The sequence below is a fragment of the Mycobacterium sp. PSTR-4-N genome (genome assembly GCF_022348085.1).
In the GTDB taxonomy this organism is placed as follows: Bacteria; Actinomycetota; Actinomycetes; order Mycobacteriales; family Mycobacteriaceae; genus Mycobacterium.
The window spans coordinates 1-2,411 of record NZ_JAKRFN010000053.1 but is presented as its reverse complement, the minus strand read 5'-3'; the positions used below and the strand labels follow the sequence as shown (position 1 = coordinate 2,411).

Here is a 2,411-nt window from a genome sequence, read left to right as displayed (position 1 = left end):
CGACGACCAAATCAAACTCCGCGGCATCCGCATCGAACCCACCGACATCGAAACAACCCTCACCACACACCCCACCATCACCACCACACGCGTCATCGTCCACAACCAACGACTCATCGCCTACTACGTGCCCAACGGAGCGCCGGCGCAGGAATCACTGCACGATTTCGCCGCACGCCTTCTGCCCTCGCACATGGTGCCGACGGATTTCGTTGCCATCGACGCGTTTCCCCTCACCCCGAGCGGGAAGCTCGACCGACGCGCCCTGCCCGATCCGACACCGGTCGCTGTCACCGGACGTGCTCCGAGCACCGACACCCAGCGTCAGCTGTGCGACCTCTTCGCCGCGGTTCTCGGCCGTGAAGTCGCCGACATCGATGCCGATTTCTTTGCTTCCGGCGGGCATTCGTTGTCGAGTATCCGGTTGATCAGCCGGGTGCGGTCGCAGTTCGGCGTCGAGCTGTCGCTGCGTGACGTGTTCGACCACCCCACCGTGGCCGGGTTGGCCGTCCTCGTCGACGGCGCACCGCCGCCGGGCCCGTTGCGCCCGGAGCTCGTCGCGCGCGAGCGGCCCGGGCTGGTCCCGGTGTCGGCTGCCCAGGAGCGCATGCTGATCGTCGATCAGTTGCCCGAAACCGGTGTCGCCTACAACTATCCGTTGGTGTTCACCGCCCCGGCCGCCTTCGACGTCGCCGCGTTCACCGCCGCGGTGGGTGACGTGGTGGCCCGCCACGAAACCCTGCGCACCGTGTTCACAGAACACGACACAGGATTCGCCCAAACCATCCTGCCCCCTGACACCCCCGCGGCCATCGAAATCGTCGACGAGGACGACGCACCTCTGGATGAGCTCATCGCGCAGGCCACCACACACCGGTTCGACCTGACCCGCGAAACACCCCTGCGCATCACACTGGTCACCCATTCCGACCACAGCACGACCGTCGTGCTGTTGCTGCACCACATCACCACCGACGAATGGTCCGACGCCCCGCTGCTCACCGACCTGCAGCAGGCCTACCGCGCCCGCCACGCCGGCCACCCACCCCGGTGGGAACCGCTGCCCGTCCAGTACGCCGATTACGCCCTGTGGCAACGGGATCTGCTCGAGCTGACCGCCGATGAGCACCTGCAGTTTTGGACCGACACCCTGCGCGACGCCCCCGACGAACTCGCCCTGCCCACCGACCGACCCCGCCCCGCGACCCCCACCGGCACCGGCGGTGCGGTGGAACTGGTACTCGAACCCGGCAGCGTCACAGCGTTGCGCGAGGTGGCCGCCGCAGAGCAGGTCAGCGTGCTGATGGTGCTGCACACCGCTGTCGCGCTCCTGCTGCACCGGCTGGGGGCCGGCACCGACATCGTCGTCGGCACCCCGGTCGCCGGCCGCGACGACGCCACTTTGAGTGACCTGGTCGGGTTGTTCGTCAACACCGTCGTGCTCCGCACCGATGTGTCGGGCAACCCCACCGTCGCCGACCTGCTCGGCCGTACCCGCAGCGCCGATCTGGCCGCGTTCGCCCACACCGACCTGCCCTTCGACCGCATCGTCGAAACCCTCAACCCACCCCGAATCCCCGGCCGCAATCCCCTGTTCAACGTCTTCATCGCCCACCACCGCGACACCGACGACGACACCACCCTGTTCGGGCTCCCTGTCCGCTGGCACGAACACACGGCGCAGACCGCCATGTTCGATCTGGGCGTGACGCTGACTGAACAACCCGACGGCACAGCGACACTCGTCGTCGAATACAGCGCCGATCTGTTCGACCGCGACACGGTGCACACCCTCGGCACCCGGCTGATGTCGGTCGTCGAGCAGATCGCCGGCAACCGCGACCGTCGCGCCGGTGACCTCGTCCTCGTCACGGCGGCCGAACGCCGCGCCCTCGCGACCCGCAACGACACTGCCCACCCGATTCCCGCGGCCACGCTGGGTGACCTCGTCCGCGCGCGCGTCGAGCAGGCACCCGAGGCTGTTGCGTTGTCCTTCGAGGGTGTCGAGGTGAGCTACGCCGAGCTCGACGCGTGGTCGGACCGCTTCGCCGCCCGGCTCCGTGACCGCGGCGCTGCACCAGGTGCGGTTGTGGGCATCCGCCTGCCCCGCAGTCTGGAACTCATCATCGCCCTGGTGGCCACCACCAAAACCGGCGCCGCGTTCCTGCCCCTGGATCCCGACTACCCCGCCGCGCGCCTGGACCAGATGATCACCGACGCCGCACCCGCCGTCATCGTCGACGACACCGCCGACATCTCGGCCGCACAACACGATCCACAACCCGCACCCCTGCCACCAGCACACCCCGACTCCGTGGCCTACGTGCTCTACACCTCAGGCACCACCGGCACGCCAAAAGGTGTGGTCATTCCCCACACCGCCATCGTCAACCGCATCGCGTGGCTACAGC

1 protein-coding gene is annotated in these 2,411 nt (G+C 68.2%); it reads left to right on the top strand.

All coding sequences use genetic code 11. The features are described 5' to 3' along the window. A partial coding sequence (locus MHN84_RS29565) for a condensation domain-containing protein (RefSeq protein ID WP_241207990.1) occupies positions 1-2,411 on the top strand: 2,411 nt, incomplete at both ends.